This is a genomic window from Rhodanobacter aciditrophus, assembly GCF_050026795.1.
GTDB lineage: Bacteria > Pseudomonadota > Gammaproteobacteria > Xanthomonadales > Rhodanobacteraceae > Rhodanobacter_A.
Map to the genome: position 1 here is coordinate 220,575 of NZ_JALBWP010000012.1, position 18,770 is coordinate 239,344.

Below are 18,770 nucleotides of genomic sequence, written 5' to 3' on the forward strand. Positions count from 1 at the left end.
CCAAAATTTCTTGGACGCACTCACAAGACATCACTTGCAGAGCGGGTACAGATCGAACTGAATCGTAAAGCGGTTGAGCGCGGCCTCCGAGCATTTGACTGAAATTCGGGAGAAACTGGCAGAACTTCGGAAGCTGGAACAATGCACCTCCATGCGGATTCTCATTGCCGAGGACGAAGCCAAGACGCGACGCTACGTCGCACAAGGGCTGCGTGAACTCGGATTCGCCGTTGATGCCGTTGAAGATGGACAGGTCGCCCTGGGCCTGTTGCGTGGGCATGCGTTCGATGCTGCCGTGCTGGACGTGATGCTTCCCGGCCTCGATGGCTGGACCTTGGTCAAGACGCTGCGTGCGGAGAACAACCGGACTCCCATCCTTTTCCTCACCGCGCGCGATCACGTCGAGGATCGCGTGCGCGGCTTCGAGCTCGGAGCGAACGACTACCTGGTGAAGCCGTTCGCGTTTGCCGAACTGGTGGCGCGGGTACGCAACATCGCCAGGCAGGCAACGGAGTTTGTGGCCGGCGAAAGCAGCCTGCGCGTCGGCGATCTCGTGTTCGACCTGCTTCGCCATCGCGTCGAACGTGCGGGGCAGCTCGTGCAGCTGACGCCCAAGGAGTATGCCCTGCTCCTCCTGTTGGCACGCCATCGTGGTCGGGTCTTGTCGCGCACCTTGATCGCCGAAAGCGTCTGGGGCGTGTGCTTCGACACGCAGACCAACGTCGTGGATGTCGTGGTCCGTCGGCTGCGCGCCAAGGTCGATACGCCCTACCCTTCGCCCATGCTGCAGACCGTGCGCGGCGTGGGCTACATGCTCGACGCCCATGACGACTGAGCGCCCGCGCCGCACGTCCTCGATCGGTGGGCGCCTCACCCTGCTCTACACCCTGGTGGTGCTGGCCGCGATGGCGCTGCTCGCCACCATGGTGATGTGGCAGCTCTCGGCGGCCTTCAATGCGGAGCACCAGCGCTTCCTGCGCGCGAAGACGGCGGAAATGCAGACCGACCTGGACGACGGCCATGGCCAGCCGGGCAGCCTGCTGCGCGAGATCGCCAAGGAAACCGACGAAAGCGCCGTGCGCCAGTACCAGGCCCGGGTGCTGTCCGGCGCCGGCCGCATCTTGGGCGAAACGCCGGGCATGCAGGAGGCGCTGCCACCGGGGGCGTTCGCCGAATCGCCCTCCGCGCCCGACGCCATCCGCATGCTGAAAGTCGGCGCCCGCGCGTATGCGCTCGCGACCACCACGCTGCGCGCCTCCAGGCTGACGGCACCGCTGCACGTGCAGATCGCCATGGACGTGACGCGCGACGCCGCCCTGCTGGCCGAACTACGGCGTGCCATCTGGCTGGCTTTCGCACTGCTGACCCCGGCGCTGGTCGTGGCCGGGTATTTCGTGGCCGAGCATGCGCTGGCGCCGCTCAAGCGCATCGCCAACGCCGCGCGCGAGGTGACCCCGAAGCACCTGTCGGCACGCATCCCCACCGACCCGCCCTGGCCGCGCGAACTGGACGAACTGGTCGCGGTGTTCAACTCCATGCTGGGGCGCCTGGAGGAGGCGTTCGGCCGCCTGTCGCGCTTCTCTTCCGACCTTGCGCACGAGCTGCGCACGCCGCTGAGCAACATGCGCAGCTCGCTCGACGTGTGCCTGCTGCGCGAGCGCAGCGGCGGCGAGTACCGCGAAGCGCTGGAGTCCAACCTGGAAGAGTGCCGACGACTGCACGCCCTGGTCGACAACCTGCTGTTCATGGCGCGCGCCGAACGCACCGACGCCGCGCTGCACGTCGAGGCGTTCGATGGTGCGGAGGCGTGCCGATGGGTCATTGCCCAGCAGTTGCCCGGCGCCAGCTCGCGCGGGCTGGGCATCCAGCTTCAAGGCAACGCGCGGGTGCACGCCGACCCGTTGCTGTTCCGCCACGCGCTGACCAACCTGCTGGCCAACGCCATCCAGCATTCGAAGGCACGCGAGGACATCCGTGTCGAACTCCGCGCACAGGCGGATGGCGGCACCGAAGTGCAGGTGACCGATCGCGGCATCGGCATCGCCGCGGACCATCAGCCGCACGTGTTCGACCGCTTCTACCAGGCCAGCCCCTCGCGCCGGCACGCCGACGGCGAAGGCACCGGGCTGGGCCTCGCCATCGTCAAGAGCATCGTCGAGGCGCACGGCGGCGCCGTCGCGCTGGACAGCCAGCCCGGACTCGGCACCACGGTGTCGCTGCGCTTTCCGCCGTCGCCGCCGGCACAGCAACGCGCCTGATCCGTACGCCGGATGACACTTTTGTCATGGGATTGATCGCGGAATGCCGGGCGGCCTGCCTACACTCGAGAGCCGTTGGCGCCTCGGGTGAGGCGCGGCGGAGACGCGCAGGACATGACCCGCTGGCACGCCTTGTTGTTGCTTGCGTTGACCGGCCCGGTCGTCGCCGGCCCGGTCACCCTGCCCGCACGCGCGGTGACCTACCGTCCGGAGGGCCGCGCCTGGGCCAGCGTGGAGAGCACCGCGCCGCTGGTGCTGCACGCGGCGACGGCGGCGCGCATCGTTCGCCTGCAGGTGGCGCCCGGACAGGCGGTCGCGGCAGGACAGGCGCTGGCCAGCCTCGGTGGCCCGCAGCTCGACGGCGAGCTTGCCGCAGCACGTGCGCAGCTGCAGGCCGCGCAACAGGCCGTCGCCTCGGCCAGGCGCGCCGCTGATTCCGTACAGCGCACCTATCCGCTGACCAGCAACCGCCAGACGCTGGCCGCGGCGCAATCGGCGCTGGGCACGGCGCTGGGCCAGCAGGCCGCCGCACGCGCCACCCTGGCCACGCTGCAAGCGCAGGCCATCCTGAGCAGCCCCGTCGCCGCGACCGTCGGCAGCATCGCGGCCGCGCCTGGCACCGACGTGCAGGCCGGCGCGCCGGTGCTGACCCTGTTGCCGCAAGGGCAGTTGTGGCTGCGCGCCGAGTGCTTCGGCAACGCGCACCCGGCCGGTTCGGTCGGCCGTTTCATGCCGGCGGACGGCGGAGCATCGATCGCGGTGAAGCTGGTCGCCGAGCTCCCCGCACGCGCCGCGGATGGCGCGCGCGTGCTGAATTTCGCCCCGGTCGATCCTCCCGGCTGGCAGGCCGGCGAAACCGGCGAGGTGCGCTGGGCCGGCCATGCGCAACCGGCGATCGCCGTGCCGGCGCAGGCGCTGATCCTCGATGCCGGCAGGTGGTACGTGCTCACCGACATCGGCGGCAAGCTGGCGGCCCAGGCCGTGACGCCCAGCTCGACGCAGGGCAACGACGTGGTGATCACGGCGGGCCTGAAGCCCGACGTGCCGGTGGTGGTGCGCGACGCCTACCTGCTTTATCACCGCAATTTCGCCGCACAATACACGCCACCCGACTGATGCGATGGCTCGCCCTCCTCCGCCGTCCCCTGCCGTGGGTGATGACCTTCGGCCTGCTGCTGGGCTACGGCGCCTATGCGCTGTGGCGCATCCCGGCCGAGGTGCTGCCGCGTTTCGATTTCCCGCAGATCGGCGTGGTGGTGCATGCGCCGGGCTATGCCACGCTGGAGATGGAGTCGCTGGTCGCGCGGCCCATCGAGGGGCAATTGCTCGGGCTGCAGGGCGTGGACAGCCTGCGTACCAGCATCGCCCAGGGCAGCGCGCAGTTCACCGTGCGCTTCACCCAGGGCAGCAATCCACAGCTTGACCTGCAGGCGGTCTACAGCGCGATCGACCGCGCACGCGGCAGCCTGCCGCCCCGGATCGCGCCGTATGCCGAGATCATGGGCAACGCGATGAACGAGGTGCTCGACGCCGGAGTGCGGGTGCCCGCCGACGTGCCGCTGTGGCAGGCCGAGGATGCGATCCGCACCCATGTGCTGCCCGCGCTGCGCGCGGTGCCCGGCGTGCAACGTGTCGAGCTGTTCGGCGCGGGGCCGCCCACGATCTGGATCCAGCCCGATCCCGCGGCGCTGATCCAGCATCACGTCGGCGTGGACGCGCTGGCCGCGGCGGTCGGCCATGCCGCCGTGCTGGCGCCGGCCGGCCGCACCACGCTCGGGCACCAGGACGTACTGCTGGAAGTGCGGCACCTGCCGGTCCAGGTCGACGACGTGCTGGGCATTCCCGTGCCCGCGCCCGGCGGCGCGGTGCCGCTCGGCGCGCTGGCCCGCGTGGTCGACGGTCCGCCCGCCGTGCATTACGGGGTGCAGGTCGACGGCCAGTCGGGGCTCGGCCTGATCGTGTTCAAGCAGCCGGGGGCTTCGACGATCCCGGTGGACACCGCGGTGATGCACACCCTGGCGTCGCTGCGGGGTCAGCTGCCGCAGGGCGTGGCCTGGGTGCCGATCTATCGCCAGTCGTGCCTGGTGTCGCTGATCGGGCACGATCTGCTGCGCAACCTGCTGATCGGCGGCGTGCTGGCGATCCTGGTGCTGGTCTGGGTACTCGGACGCCAGCACGGGGTGGGCGTGCTGGCCATGAGTATTCCCACCAGCCTGCTGCTCGCCATCGGCGGCCTGTACGCCTTCGGGCAAAGCCTCAACCTGCTGACGCTGGGCGCGCTGACGCTCGCGGTGGGCCTGCTGGCGGACGACGGCATCATCGTGCTCGAGGCGATCCAGCACCGCTGGGAAAACGGCGTGGCCGGATGGGAAGGCGTGCAGGCCGGCGTCACGGACATCGCCGTTGCCGACACCACCGGCACGCTCACCACGGTGGCGGCCTACCTGCCCTTGCTGGCGGTGTCGGGACTGGCGGGGCTGTTCATGCGCCCGTTCGCGATGGCGATGAGCCTCGCGCTGCTCGCATCCCTGTTCGTGTCGTTGACCCTGATTCCCGCGGTGCTTGGACATCGCGGCACGCGTGCGGGGCAGGTGTTCGAGAGCAGCCACCGCTTCATGGGCGCCCTCGCGCGGCTCAACGGCAAGCTGCTGGACCTGACCCTGCGTCGCCCCGGTACCAGCCTCGCGGCCGCCGCCGTCGCCTTCGTGATTGCCGTCGGGGCGCTGGCCATCGTGCCGGTGAACTTCCTGCCGCTGCCCAACGAGGGCGTGCTGCTCGACAGCTTCACGTTCGCGCCCGGCACCTCGCTGGACGAGGCCATCGCGGTGTCGCGGCGCATGAGCGAGGCCCTGCAGGCGGATCCCGCGGTGGCGCACGTGTTCGTGCGCAACGGTTCGCCGGAAGAATCCGCGTACACCGAGCACAGTTTCGCCGGCGAGATGCAGATCGTGCTCAAGCCCGGCTTCAACGCCAACAACCTCGACCAGATCGCCCAGCACCTGCACGACGTCGCCCGGCAGCCAGGCGTGGTGCAGAGCATCGACACGCCAACCATCGAGCGCGTGGGCGAGAGCCTGTCGGGCCTGCCGCAGCCGTTCGAGGTGCTGCTCTACGGCAACCGCATCGACACCTTGCGCAGCCTGTCGGAAACCGTCGCGGCCAGGCTGCGCACGGTGCCTGCGCTCACCGACATCTTCAACAACGACGCCTACCCGGTGACCCAGTTGCAGATCACGCCGCGCATGGATGCGCTGCGCAGCGCCGGGCTGACGCCCGCCGGACTCGGCGACCGGCTCGACCTGCTGCTGCACGGCCGCGTGCTGGCGACCCTGCCCTACGGCGCCAGCCAGCGCGAGCTGTACCTGCGCCAGGCCGACGCGCGCTACCTCGGCCTGGCCACGCTGGGCCGCGAACCGATCCTCGGCCCGCACGGCTGGATGCCCTTGTCGCACCTGGCGCGGCTGACGCTGCAGGCGGAGCCCAACCAGCTGGAACACATCGACGGCGAGCGCGCGCTCAGCATCATGGCCACGCCGACCGGCCCGCTGGGCAGCACCATCGCCGCCGCCAGGGCTGCGTTGTCGTCGGTGCGATGGCCGGCCGGATACCGCGTCGAATTCGGCGGCATGTATCCCGAGCTGATCCATACCGCCGAGGCGCTGGGGCTTGCGGTGCTGCTGGCCTTGCTGCTCACCCTGGGCATCCTGGCGCTGCAGTTCGGCGGCTGGCGGCTGCCGGTGATCCTGCTGCTGCAGGCGCCGCTCGCCTTCACCGGCGCCGCGCTGGCGCTGGCCGTTTCCGGCGTGGGGCTCAACGCCACCGGCCTGATCGGCCTGCTCACCCTGGTCGGCGTCAGCCTCAACCACGGCATTGTGCTGCTGGCCTACGTGCGCTCCCATGAAAAGCAGGGCATGCCGCGCGAGGACGCCGTGCGCCGCGCCGTCCACGAGCGCCTGCGCCCGATCGTGCTGACCACGCTCACCGCGGTGCTGGGCATGCTGCCGACGGCCCTGGGGCTCGGCACGGGTGCCGCGCCGGAACAGGGCCTGGCCATCGTAGTGCTGGGCGGCGTGCTGTGGAGCGCGGTGCTTTCCACCAACCTGCTGCCCGCGCTCTATCTTCGCTGGGGAACGCGGGCATGAGGCGCACCCTGGCATTCGCCCTTTGCGTAGCGCTGACGGCTTGCGCCACATACAAGCCGCTGCCGCTCGCGCAGGACACCCGCCTGCCGGACAGCGTCGCGGACTTGAAGGTCGATGCGGCATCCATGCCGATTTCCGCGCTGCGCAAGCATGTCTTCGATCCCTCCCGCGGCCTGGACATGACCGACGTGGCGATGCTGGCGGTCGCCAACAGTCCCATGCTGAAAGTGGCCCGCGACCGGCGCGGCATCGCCCATGCACAGGCTTTCGCCGCTGGGCTGCTGCCCGATCCGGTGCTGGATTTCTCGCGCGGCTACCCCACCAGCAGCCCTGCCGAGAGCACGGCGTACAGCGCCGGTCTGTCCTACGACCTCACGGCCCTGCTCTCCCACGCCCTGGATATGCGCGCGGCCAAGGCGTCGGCAAGGCAGGTGGACCTCAACCTGCTCTGGCAGGAATGGCAGGTGATCGTCGCCTCCGGGCAGCTGTTCGTGCGCTGCGTCTACCAGGCGAAGATGCTGGGCGTACTGCACGACGAGGTTCGGCAGCGTGTGCACTTCCATGCACAGCTGGCGCAAGCCCAACTGCGTGGCGATGTGTCCCTAGCCGAGCTCGGCGTCGACCAATCCGCCTTGCAGGCCGTGCAGGCGCGCCGGGACGACATGGCGCGGCAACTGCTCGCAAGCCGGCAGGCGCTGAATGCCCTGCTCGGCCTGTCGCCAGAGGCGAAGTTGACGCTGCTGGAACCTGCCGCAAGGGCCGGACCCGGCAAGGCGGAAATCGCCCGTGACCTGGCCACGCTCGCGCAGCGCCGCCCCGACCTGCTGGCGCTTCAGGCCGGCTACGAGAGCGAGGATGCCCGCTATCGCCGCGCGATCTGGCAGCAGTTCCCCTCGATCGACATCGGGCTTTCCAAAGGCCGCGACACGGACGCCATCAGCTCGCGGAATTTCCGGATCTCGCTGACCCTGCCGATCTTCAACCGCAACCGCGGCAACGTGGCCATCGAAAAGGCGACGCGCCAGTCAATGCACGACGAGTACACGTTGCGCCTCGACCTCGCAAAGTCCGACATCGCGCGTCTGTTGAAGGATCGCCTGCTCCTGCAACAGATGCGTACCGAACTGGCCAGGAGTGAAGCGATTCAAGCGAACGTCTCCGAAAAGCTGGAAAAGTCCGCTGCGCCGGGTGACCTGTCCGAAGCGCAGCGCCTCGAACTCCACCTGCGACAGGATGATCAACGCCTGGACCTGCTTGGCGTCGACCAGGCGATGTCTGAACAACTGGACGCGCTCGAAGCCCTGGTGGCCGGCTTCGATACGGAATAAGAGGCGGAATGGTCCGCGAAGGGGCCAAAGTCCCCTCTTGTACCCTCGATAACCAGCCTGGTCGCGGTTGCTCTTCAAGATGAATCACTGCACGACCAAGCGTATCCATGGTCGCTCAACTCTGTCGAGTCTGGCGGGTTTTTCAGGTTCGACTATTTCATCGAGAGGCAGCTGGCCGAGCTGCGCGACAAGCCGGTCGCCGCCGACGTCGACTGGGCCAGGGTGGATGCGTTCCACCAGTACGGCGGCATCCGGATCGAGGACGACGTGGTCTGCACTGGGGGACACCGCGCCCGGCCGCATGCAGCTGCAGCGTGATCCACGCATAATGGCGTCATCACGCAGGGGTGAATGCAGAGCATGGGAACGACCGACGGCATCGAACTCGATCCGGCGCTGATCGTAGAGGACGACGCCACGACGCAGCAGCGTCTCGCGCGCCTGCTTGCCGGTCTGGGCCACGGCGGCGTGCATGACATCGGTACCGCCGGCAGTATCGCCGAGGCCAAGGCGTGGATCGCCGCGCAGGTTCCGCGCCTCGCCCTGGTCGATATCGGCCTGCCCGACGGCAGCGGCGTCGACCTGATCCGATGGTTGCAAGACCACCACCCTGACGTGCCGACCGTGGTGATCTCCGCCTGGGGCGACGAGGAGACCGTGCTTGCGGCCTTGCAGGCAGGCGCGATCGGCTATCTGCTGAAAGAGCGCGATGACGTCGAACTGGAACTCGCGCTGCAAAGCATCCGCCGCGGCGGTGCGCTGATCGATCCCTTCGTGGCCCGGCGCATCCTCACCCTGCTGCCCAACGCCAAGCCGGCGGCGAATGCAGCCGATGCCTCGCCTGGGGCCTCCCCCGATACCTTGTCCGAGCGTGAGGTGGAAGTGCTGCATCTGGTGGCCCGCGGCCTCAGCAACCGGGAGATCGCCAGCGCCACCGATCTTTCGCGCTTCACCATCGAGGGCTACACCAAAAGCATCTACCGCAAGCTGGCGGTGAACTCGCGCACCGCGGCAGTGTTCGAGGCCAGGGCGCTGGGGCTGTTGCGTTGAAGCCCTGGCTGCACCGGGCTGCGGTGCTGGGCCTGTTGCTGGCGTTCGCCACCGGCGCGGCCGGCCGCCCGACGCCACCGCCCGCCGTGCAGGTGCTGGACCACGCCGAGGCCGCGCCTTCGGACTGGAATGCCGCGGCGCCGCCCGCCACCGGCTGGACGCCGGTCAAGCTGATGGATTTCTGGACCAGCCGCTGGCCGCACCACGACGGCGTGGTGTGGTACCGCCTGCGCTGGAACCAAGCAGACGCCGACGCCCCGGCAGGGCTGCTGCTGGATTACGTGTGCCTGGCCGATGCAGTCTACGTCAACGGCAGCCTGCTCCACCGCGACCCTGACCTGGTCGAGCCGCTTTCGCGCAGTTGGACGCAGCCGCAGTACTTCCTGCTCGACAGGCCGCTGCTGCGCGCGGGCGAGAACACCCTGCTGGTGCGCGTCTCGGGCCTGTCGGCCTACCAGCCCGGCTTCGGCACCGTGGAGGTGGGCGACCCGGGCGTGCTCCAGCAACGCTTCGCCGCCGGCCGCTTCACCCGCTACCAGGTGCGCCTGTTCAGCATGGCGGTCAACCTGGTGCTGGGCGGACTGTTCCTGATGCTGTGGCTGTTCCGCCGCCGCGACACCACCTACGGCTGGTTCGCACTCAGCACCTTGCTGTCGTCGGCATGGGCCTGGAACTACGTCGCCACCAGCCCATGGCCCTTCACCAGCACTGATGCCTTCCAGGCTTGGAATTCGGTGTTCTACTTCGCCGGACTGATCAGCTTCCTGACCTTTCTGCTGCGCTACTGCGGGCGCCGCTGGCCGCGCACGGAAGCCGCCCTCTGGCTGTCGCTGGCGATGATCGTCGCGTGGACGCTGCTTTCCCCCGCCAGCGCCGGCGCCTGGCGCGGCGTTCCCGGCGTGGCCGGCGTGACCCTTTCCTATAGTTCTACCCTGCTGTTCGCTGTCTACGCGGTACGCAAGGGTCGCACCGAGCAGCGGGTGCTCGCCGCCTGCATGCTGCTGCCGATGTTCGTGTCCATCCACGACGTACTGGCGTTCTACGGACTGATCCGCGCCAGCGGCTACATCGCCGCGCTGGCCTCGCCGCTGACCCTGGTCGGCATGGGCTTCGTGCTGGCCCACCGCTTCTCCGCCGCCATGCGCCGCACGGAAGGCTTCAACCTGGAGCTGCGCCGCGAAGTGGACACCGCCACCGCGCAGCTGCGCCAGACGCTGGAGCGCGAGCACGCGCTCACCGTGACCAACGCGCGCAGCGGCGAGCGCCTGAACCTGGTGCGCGACCTGCACGACGGCTTCGGCGGCAGCCTGGTCGCGGCCATCGCCCGGCTCGAACGCACGCCTTCGGCCGAGGCCGCCGCGACCACCGCCACCCTGCGCGAACTGCGCGACGACCTGCGCCTGGTGATCGACACCACCACCCAGGCGCAGGACCTGGATCTGGCCGGCCTGCTGGCGGCGCTGCGCCACCGCTGGGACCAGCGCCTGGAACTGGCCGGCATCGACGTCTGCTGGCGACTGGATGGGCTCGACGGCCTGCAGTTGGGTCCCGCCCGCAGCCTGGAGCTGCTGCGCTTCCTGCAGGAGGCGCTGACCAATGTGCTCAAGCACAGCGGCGCCTGCCGCGTCGAACTTTGCGTGCGTCATGAGGGCGCGCATCTGCATGCCGAGGTGCGCGACGACGGACGCGGCTTTGATCCCGCCGATCACCGTTCGAACGGCGCCGGCCTCGCCAGCCTGCGCAGCCGCGCAGCCCGCCTCGGCGGCCGGCTCGCCATCCAGGCGACGCCCGGCGCGGGTGCCGCCCTGCTTCTGGAATGCCCGCTGGCTTGATCCGGCACCCCTAATTTCGGGGATACCCAAGCCCTCCCCTCCCGAATAGCGTGACGCCGCTCACAAAGCGGCGCCCAAGGGCGCGCCATCCGGGAGAGGCAAGCCAATGTTGCAACGTATCCATTTCATCTCGGGCCTGCCGCGCTCGGGCTCGACCCTGCTGGCCGCCCTGCTGCGCCAGAACCCGCGCTTCCACGCCGGCATGAGCAGCCCGCTGGCCGGCATGTTCGGCGCGCTGCTGGGCGAGATGAGCGAGCGCAACGAGTTCGCCGTCTTCCTCAATGACGCTAGGCGCCGCCGCATCCTCCGCGCGCTGTTCGACGAGTACTACGCCGACAGCACGGCCGAGGTGGTATTCGACACCAGCCGCGCCTGGTGCGCGCGCATGCCGGTCATCGCCGATATGTTTCCCGAGGCGAAGGTCATCGCCTGCGTGCGCGAGATGCCGTGGGTCATCGACAGCATCGAGCGGCTGGTGCAGAAGAACCTCTACAGCCCCTCGTCGATCTTCAACTACACGCCGGGCGGCACCGTGTACACCCGCGCCAATGGCGTGGCCGGCGCTGACGGCATGGTGGGCGCTGCCTACGACGCCCTGAAGCAGGCCTGCTATGGCGCCCAGGCCGACCGCCTGCTGCTGGTGCGCTATGAAACCCTCGCCAGCCAGCCGGCGCGGGCGCTGGAGGCCATCTACGGTTTCATCGGCGAGCCGCTCTTCCCGCACGACTTCCAGCACGTCGACTACGACGTGGCCGAGTTCGACCGCCGCGCCGGCACGCCGGGCCTGCACACCGTGCGCGGCCAGGTGAAGGCCGAGCCGCGCAAGACCCTGCTGCCGCCCGACCTGTTCCAGCGCTTCGCCGGCGACGCCTTCTGGAACGACCCGCAGCGCCTGCCTGCAGAGCTGCGCGTCGTCTGACGCGATCTGCCCGTCACACCGTCCTTCACCAACACCATTTCGTCGCACTCCAGGGGGAGTCCGCCATGAACCGCATCTACCGCCTCGTCTGGAACCGCGCGCTGCACATCCAGCAAGTCGCTTCGGAGCTCACGCGCAGCGGTGAGTCCGGCGGTGGAGCGGCAGGCCCGGGGCCGGGCGTACTGCGCCAGCGTGCGCTGGTGCTGGCCTGTGCCGTCGCACTCGCCGCACTCCTGGCATCAGGCAGCGCTATTGCGGGGACCCCCGCCAAGGGTGGCGCGGGAGGCAGTGTTGCGGGACAGGCGGGAAGCGCCGGCGCCACGGGTGTCGTATCCACCGTCAGCACGCAGACCGTTCAAGGAGGCGGATACGGCGGCGGCGGTGGCGGAATGGGGGCCACCGGTGGCGCGGGCGGCAGCAGCTCCGCAGGAAACGGAGGGGGCGCCGGCGGGGCTGCCGGTACCGGTTCGACCAGCAGCACGGGGGGCGGCGTCACCACGGTCATCGGTGGCGGCGGCGGCAATGGCGGCGACGGCGTGTCGGCTTCAGGCACGACCTATGGCGGTGGTGGCGGCGGCGGTGGCGGCGGCGGTGCCAATGCCTTTACTGCCATCGGCCTCGCCGGCGCCACGCTGTCCAATACGTTCATCGGCGGACAAGGAGGCATGGGCGGAGCCGGCGGCACAGGCATCGGCACAGGAACGTCGGCATCGGCAGGCAACGCGGGTGGCAGCGGTGGCGGCGGCCAGGGCGGTTATGGCTTGGTCATCCTTCAATCGGGCCTGAAGACCTTTACCGGGGCAGTCAGCGGCGGAGCGGGAGGAGCTGGCGGCGGCAGCAGCAGCAACATATCGAGCTTCTATGGCGGCAATGGCGGCGATGGCGGCAACGGCGGGACTGCAGCCTATTTGAACAACACCAGCGCACTCATCCGCGCCACGTTTCAGGGCGGCGCAGGCGGGACCGGCGGGCTCGGCGAAAGCGGCAGCGCGGGAGGATTGGGCGGTAGCGGCGGCAACGGCGGCGCCGGCATCAAGGCGACGGGTTCGCTGACCGGCGGTTACAGTCTGGAAAACCACGGATCACTGCTGGGCGGCGCCGGTGGCACTGGTGGCCAAAGCGGCGGCGGCCTGGTGGCTCCCCCTGGCGGTGCAGGCGGGCTTGGAGGCACTGGCGTGGCGGCCGATGCCATCGCCGTCGCGAACTATGGCCAGGTCCAAGGTGGCGCCGGCGGCACCGGTGGCGCCTCCAGCGGTGCCGTCATAGGGTCGAGCTCCGCCGGCGCAGCAGGTGGTGCCGGTGGTCTTGGCATCTCGCTCGCCAACTCGGCTAGCGTGGCGAATCATGCGCTGATCGCCGGGGGACAAGGCGGTGAAGGCGGCCTTGCCGGTGCGACGATAACCCCCCTCCCCGGCGGGGGCGTGACCGTTCAAGGAGGGGGCAGTGGCGGTGCGGGCGGCATCGCCGTTTTTTCGGCGGCCGCGGCTACCGTCACCAATGATGCCGGCGCCACGATCACCGGCGGCAACGGTGGTGCAACAGCCCAGACCACAGAATCCACGGTCTCTGGCGACGGTGGCGCAGGCCTTGCCTTGGGCGCTGGTTCCCAAGTGGTGAACGATGGCGCGGTGAGCGGCGGCGACGGCGGAAATCTCGCGATCCTGGCTCAGCAGACCGGTATCAGCGTAGTTGGTGGCTCCGGCGGCGGTGGCGCCAGTCTGGGTGACGGTTCGACCCTGATCAACGCGGGCAGCATCGAAGGCGGCGCCGGGCAAGGGATCAATCTGGCGCACACCGTGTCTTTTGGTGGCAACGGCGGTACGGGCTTGACGGTGGGCGGCGGTTCGGTCGTCAGCAATAGCGGCCTCGTCGCAGGCGGCTCGGGCGGCCCGGGAGGAGATGCAACTATCACCACCAGCCGGGGCGAAGGCGGCAATGGCGGGGCGGGCATTACGCTGGCTGCAGGTTCGACCCTGTCCAATGCCGGCAGCGGCCGCATCACTGGCGGCAACGGCGGCAGCTATGCCCTGGACCCGTTCCTTGGCGTATCCGGGGGAGCCGCCGGCGTTGGCGTGGTGGCCAGCGGCAATGACGCCATTGTCAGCGCAGGCCGCATAGGCGGCGGCCTCAGCGGCGACGCGACCCCGGTGCAAGGCGACGCCGTCGACCTTTCCGGCGGCGGCAACACGCTGACGCTGGAGCACGGCTACAGCTTCACCGGCAACGTGGTCAGCGCCAGCGGCACGAGCAACGGCGGCGACACGCTGGCGCTGGGCGGCGACAGCGCGGGCACCGGCGCGACCGGCAACGGCAGCTTCGACCTGGCACAGGTCTTCGCCACGCTGTCGCCCACTTACGCGGGCACGCAATTCGTCGGCTTCAACGCCTTCGCGAAAACCGGCAACAGCACCTGGACGCTGACCGGCAGCAGCACGGCAGCCACGCCATGGACGATCAGCGCCGGCACCCTGCAGATGGGCACCGGTGCCAGCGGCGGCGATGCCACACTCGCCGGCAACATCACCGACAACGCCGCGTTGGTTTTCAACAACACCCTCGCCAGCACCTTTGCGGGCAACATCACGGGCACCGGCACGGTAACCCAGCAGGGCAGCGGCGCGCTGACCTACACCGGCAGCAGCAACGGGGTGGCATGGACGGTCGCCGGCGGCCCTTTGCAGGTGGGCGACGCCACCACCGCCGCCACCATCGTCGGCTCCAAGGGTTCCGCGGGAAGCTCGGCCATTCCCTTTACTGGCGCCGCCGGCGGCGCCGGTGGCGATGGCGGCACCGCCGTCACCGGGATGGCCAACACCGCATTGTCGATCCAGGCGCAAAGCACCGTCGCTGGCGGCGCAGGCAACTACGGCGGCCGAGGCAGCGATGGCCAATCCGGCGCTTTCGGCGGCGCTGGCGGCACTGGCGGCCGGGGCGGCAACGGCGGCAACGGCATTCAGGGCAGCGGTTTCGCGCTGACCGGCGACGGCGTCATCACCGGGGGCAGCGGTGGCAGCGGCGGTACGGGTGGCCGCGGCGGCTACGGCTACACATACGGTGGCAAAGGCGGCAATGGTGGTAACGGCGGCAACGGCGGCCCCGGTATCCAGGGGAATGATTTCGTACTGACCGAAGGCCGCATCACCGGTGGCAGCGGTGGCTATGGCGGGCGGGGCGGCGGCTTTGTCATCAACGGTACAGTCGGAAATGGAGGAGCGGGCGGTGCGGGCGGCATCGGTGTCCAGGGGAATGGTTTCACGCTGACCGACGGTAGCGTCATCGGCGGTAATGGTGGCAGCGGCGGCCAAGGCCTCGTCAACGGCATCGGTGGCAGCGGCGGCATCGGTGTCCAGGGAAGTGGCTTTGCACTGATCGATGACTGCGTCATCGGCGGCAACGGCGCCAACGACGTTTGGTCTGGATCAGGCGGCCCAGGCGGTGTCGGCGCCGTCAGTACCGGCAATGCCAGCATCACCACCGACACTCTCATCGCCGGCGGCAAGGCCAATGGCGGCAGCGGCGCGCAGGCCGACGCCGTCGACCTTTCCGGCGGTGGCAACATCCTGACGCTGGAGAACGGCTACAGCTTCAGCGGCAACGTGGTATCGACCAGCGGCACGCAAGCCGGCACCAACGTGACGACCGGCCTGCAACAGGCCGGCGACACGCTGGTGCTGGGCGGCGACGGCACGGGCGCCGGCGCGACCGGCAATGGCACGTTCAACGCCTCCGACATCGTGGCCGCACTGCCCGGCAGCTACGCCGGCACGCAGTACGTCGGCTTCCATGCATTCGAGAAAACCGGCAACAGCACATGGACACTGACTGGCTCCGGCGCCAACAACGGAGCGACCGGCGAGAACTGGACGATCACCGGTGGCACGCTGCAGGGCGATGCGACTGCGCTGACCGGCAATATCGCGTTCCTGCCGTCCGGCAGCGCGCCGGTGGGGGTCGTGTTCGACCAGACCAGCGACGGCACCTACGGCGGCGCGATTTCCGGCAGCGGCATGCTGACCAAGATCGGTGCCGGCACGTTGGCGCTGGACGGCAACAGCAACGGCTTTGCCGGCAGCACCACGGTGGCCGCCGGCACGCTGGTGGTCGGCAGCGTCGCCGGCAACGGCGCCACGCTGGGCGGCAACGTGACGGTGTATGCGAATGCCACGCTGCGCGGCCACGGCTCGATCGGCGGCAATGTCGACGTGCAATCCGGCGGTATCGTGACGCCGGGCGATTCCATCGGCACGCTCTCCGTCGCCAGCGACTTCACCGCCGCGCAGGGCAGCCAGATGAACTTCGCCTTCGGCGCGCCGGGCGCAGGCTTCCAGACCGCCGGCATGGGCGACAGCGTGACCGTGGGCGGCAACCTCGTCCTCAACGGCGCTACGCTCAACGTCACCGATGCGGGCGGCATGGAGCCGGGCCTGTACACCGTCTTCAGCTACGGTGGCACGCTGACGGAAACGAACGGTGGCCTGAGCCTGGGTAGCACGCCGGCAGGTCAGGCGCTGTTCCTGCAGAACCTGACGGGGCAGAAACAGATCAACCTCGTGGACACCACGGGGTACACGGTAAGCGCGTGGAACGCGAATGGCCTGGCTACGTCCACACAGATGGGCGGCGGTAGCGGCACCTGGTCCACCAGTTCGCAGGTGTGGACGGATGCGACCGGTACCGTGCCGAACGGCCCGATGTCGCCACAACCGAGCTTTGCCGTCTTCGGCGGTACGCTTGGCACGGTGAGTGTGGACGACAGCGCCGGCAGCGTGAGTGTAGCGGGTCTGCAGTTCGCCACGAATGGCTACACCCTGGGCGGCGACACGCTGACCCTCGCGGCCAACGGCGGCGTCGCTCCGGTGATCCGCGTGGGAGATGGCAGCAGCGCCGGCATGACGGCGACGATCGACAGCGTCATTGCCGGCAGCGCGGGACTCACCAAGGCCGACCTCGGCACCCTGGTGCTGGCCGGCGCCAATACCTACACCGGCACGACCACCGTCAACGGCGGCACGCTGTCGGTATCGAGCGACGCCAATCTGGGGGCAGCGTCGAACGCCATCGCGATGAGCGGCGGAACATTGGAGAACAACGCGGCATTCGCCACCGCACGATCCATCAGCCTTGCGGGCAGCGGCACGCTGCAGACCGATGCCAATTTCACCGTCTCCGGTGTGATTGTCGGCACTGGTGCGCTCACCAAGAGCGGCGGCGGCACATTGATCCTCAGCGGCACCAACACGTATTCCGGAGGCACCACGATCGCGGCCGGCATCTTGCAGTTGGGCAACGGCGGTACCGCGGGCGCGATCGCCGGCAACGTGGCGAACAACGGCTCGCTGGCTTTCGACCGCAGCGATGCGGTGAGCTTCGCCGGCGTGGTTTCCGGCAATGGCTCGCTGGTGCAAAAGGGCAGCGGCACGCTCACGCTGACAGGCGCCAACACCTACACCGGCAGCACCACGATCAGCGCCGGTACGCTGGTGGTCGACGGCACCAGCCTGCCCGGTGCCGTCACCGACAACGCAGCGCTGGTCTTCGACCAGGCCAACGACGGCACCTTCAGCCATGCGATCAGCGGGACCGGCAGCTTCGCCAAGACCGGTGCCGGCACGCTGGTCCTGAACAGCAACAACGGTGCGTTCACAGGCTCCACTGCCGTCAACGCCGGCACGCTGGAAGTGGGCGATGCGGGTACGCCTTCGGCGGTGCTCGGCGGCAATGTCACCGTGGCAGGCGGCGGCACGCTGCGCGGCCACGGCACGATCGGCGGCAACGTCACCAATGATGGCACCGTATGGGCGGGCGGCTCGATCGGCACGCTGACGATCCAGGGCAACTACACCCAGGCCGTCAACGGCGTGTTCGAGGTGGAAGCCACTCCGGGCGGCCAGGCCAGCCTGCTGAATGTCGGCGGCGCGGCAACCCTGGCAGGCACGGCGCTGGTGCTGGCCGACACCGGCACCTGGGCACCGCGCACGGACTACACCGTGCTCACCGCCGCCGGTGGCATCAGCGGCCAGTTCGCCTCGACCGGCGTCAACCTGGCCTTCCTCACGCCCGTGCTGAGCTACGCCACGAACGCGGTGACGCTGTCGCTACAGCGCAACGACATCAACTTCAACAGCGTGGTGCAGACACCCAACCAGACCGCCGTGGCAACGACGGCGAATGCGCTGGGCTTCGGCAACCCGGTCTACGACGCACTGGTGGTGCTGGACGCGCCCGCCGCCCGTCACGCCTTCGATCAGTTGAGTGGCGAGATCCACGCCTCCACCCGCACCGCTGTCGCCGACAATGACCATTACGTGCGCGATGCGATCAACGCGCATCTCGCCGGCCAGGGCAACAACGCGAACGGCCTGAACGTCACCGACGCCAGCGGCGTCACCGCCTGGACGGCCGTGTGGGGCCACTGGGACAGCCATGACGGCGGCGACAACGCGTCCGACCTTGCCGCCGACGGCAGCGGCTTCCTGGTCGGCGCCGACCTGCCGGTGGACGGGACGGCTCGGCTCGGTGCAGTGATGGGCACAGGGCAAGGCTCGGCACGCATCAACGCGCTGGGCTCCTCGTCGCACGTCGTCGACCAGCACCTGGGCGTATACGGCAGCCTGCAGACCGGCGCGCTGCAATGGCAGGGCGGCGCGATCTACGGCTGGCAGAAGGTGGACACGAACCGCCTCATCGGCTTCGGCAGGTTCAACGGCACCGCCGTCAGCAGCTACCACGCGCACACCGCGCAGGCCTACGCCGATGCCAGCCTGCCGTTCGTGCATGGCCACGCCACGCTGGCGCCGTTCGCGAACCTGGCCGTGGAGCGGCTGAACACTCCGACGATCATGGAGCACGGCACACCGGCGGCGCTGGACGTGGCCTCGCAGCACAGCACCCTCGGCTACGGCACGCTGGGCCTGCGCGCCACGTTCGATCTCGGCGCGCCGGACCACGGCCTGCACGCCCACGCCAGCCTCGGCTGGCAGCATGCCTGGGGCGACACCCTGCCCGTGGACACGATGCGCTTCCAGAGCGGCGGCGGCAGCTTCGCCATCGCCGGCCTGCCGGTGGCGAAGGATGCAGGCGTGGTCAACGCCGGCCTCAGCTTCACCATCGCGCCCGAGGTCTCGGTGAACGGCAGCTACCAGGGACAGTTCGGCCAGCACACCACCGACCAGTCCGCCCGCATCAGCCTCGACTGGAAGTTCTGAGGTTGAAAGGGGGGATGGCCAGGGATGGCCACTCTT

10 protein-coding genes and 2 pseudogenes are annotated in these 18,770 nt (G+C 69.3%); 11 read left to right on the forward strand and 1 reads right to left on the reverse strand.

Going from position 1 to position 18,770, the window contains the following annotated elements:
* Positions 1-73: 73 nt before the first annotated feature.
* The 10 genes and pseudogenes from ACQGNW_RS14070 to ACQGNW_RS14115 all read left to right on the forward strand — a co-directional run.
* Positions 74-835: a response regulator gene (locus ACQGNW_RS14070; protein WP_426663841.1), complete on the forward strand. Its 762-nt coding sequence runs from the start codon at positions 74-76 to the stop codon at positions 833-835.
* On the forward strand, positions 825-2,258 hold the full coding sequence (locus ACQGNW_RS14075; protein ID WP_426663842.1) for a heavy metal sensor histidine kinase: 1,434 nt from the start codon (positions 825-827) through the stop codon (positions 2,256-2,258). The genes ACQGNW_RS14070 and ACQGNW_RS14075 overlap by 11 nt, the downstream gene beginning before the upstream one ends.
* 114 nt (positions 2,259-2,372) lie before the next feature.
* Complete coding sequence (locus ACQGNW_RS14080) at positions 2,373-3,374, forward strand: efflux RND transporter periplasmic adaptor subunit (protein WP_426663843.1); 1,002 nt, start codon at positions 2,373-2,375, stop codon at positions 3,372-3,374.
* Positions 3,374-6,400 (forward strand): efflux RND transporter permease subunit, encoded by a 3,027-nt coding sequence (locus ACQGNW_RS14085; RefSeq protein ID WP_426663844.1) that lies wholly within the window; start codon positions 3,374-3,376, stop codon positions 6,398-6,400. The genes ACQGNW_RS14080 and ACQGNW_RS14085 overlap by 1 nt, the downstream gene beginning before the upstream one ends.
* Complete coding sequence (locus tag ACQGNW_RS14090; protein WP_426663845.1) at positions 6,397-7,728, forward strand: TolC family protein; 1,332 nt, start codon at positions 6,397-6,399, stop codon at positions 7,726-7,728. The genes ACQGNW_RS14085 and ACQGNW_RS14090 overlap by 4 nt, the downstream gene beginning before the upstream one ends.
* 153 nt (positions 7,729-7,881) lie before the next feature.
* Positions 7,882-8,046 (forward strand): annotated as a pseudogene (locus ACQGNW_RS14095) (Xaa-Pro dipeptidase); the annotation flags it as partial.
* 42 nt (positions 8,047-8,088) lie between these two features.
* Positions 8,089-8,778: a response regulator transcription factor gene (locus ACQGNW_RS14100; RefSeq protein WP_426663846.1), complete on the forward strand. Its 690-nt coding sequence runs from the start codon at positions 8,089-8,091 to the stop codon at positions 8,776-8,778.
* Positions 8,775-10,610 (forward strand): sensor histidine kinase, encoded by a 1,836-nt coding sequence (locus ACQGNW_RS14105; RefSeq protein WP_426663847.1) that lies wholly within the window; start codon positions 8,775-8,777, stop codon positions 10,608-10,610. Before ACQGNW_RS14100 ends, ACQGNW_RS14105 begins: the two co-directional genes overlap by 4 nt.
* 106 nt (positions 10,611-10,716) lie before the next feature.
* Complete coding sequence (locus ACQGNW_RS14110; RefSeq protein ID WP_426663848.1) at positions 10,717-11,529, forward strand: sulfotransferase family protein; 813 nt, start codon at positions 10,717-10,719, stop codon at positions 11,527-11,529.
* 65 nt (positions 11,530-11,594) lie between these two features.
* Positions 11,595-11,699: pseudogene (locus ACQGNW_RS14115) on the forward strand (ESPR domain-containing protein); the annotation flags it as partial.
* A 912-nt stretch (positions 11,700-12,611) separates the two neighbouring features.
* Here the strand turns inward: ACQGNW_RS14115 and ACQGNW_RS14120 are convergent.
* A complete protein-coding gene (locus ACQGNW_RS14120; protein WP_426664796.1) occupies positions 12,612-13,322 on the reverse strand; it encodes a hypothetical protein in 711 nt (236 codons plus the stop codon).
* A gap of 3 nt (positions 13,323-13,325) precedes the next feature.
* Here ACQGNW_RS14120 and ACQGNW_RS14125 point away from each other — a divergent pair, with 3 nt between their 5' ends.
* A complete protein-coding gene (locus tag ACQGNW_RS14125; protein ID WP_426664774.1) occupies positions 13,326-18,734 on the forward strand; it encodes an autotransporter-associated beta strand repeat-containing protein in 5,409 nt (1,802 codons plus the stop codon).
* The last annotated feature ends 36 nt before the right edge of the window (positions 18,735-18,770 follow it).